1 rRNA gene is annotated in these 246 nt (G+C 51.2%); it reads left to right on the forward strand.

Annotated elements, in window-relative coordinates:
- Positions 1-112: ribosomal RNA gene (locus V6943_RS20585) — 23S ribosomal RNA — on the forward strand; the annotation flags it as partial.
- Positions 113-246: the final 134 nt, after the last annotated feature.

Genomic DNA, 246 nt, shown 5'->3' on the forward strand with positions numbered 1-246 from the left:
AGCCTTGAGCTCCCTGAAGGGCCGTCGAAGACTACGACGTTGATAGGTGGGGTGTGTAAGCGTTGTGAGGCGTTGAGCTAACCCATACTAATTGCCCGTGAGGCTTGACCATATAACACCCAAACAATTTGATGTTTGCGTGTCAGACGGTTGAAGTCGACAAACAAACCGAAAAGACGCATCGCTCGCAAAGCGAACCGAAACACAGCAACACCATCACATGCCCGATTCGCTGCAGCGGCTAAA

Origin of the sequence: Pseudomonas sp. CBC3, assembly GCF_037967085.1 — a bacterium.
In the GTDB taxonomy this organism is placed as follows: domain Bacteria; phylum Pseudomonadota; class Gammaproteobacteria; order Pseudomonadales; family Pseudomonadaceae; genus Stutzerimonas.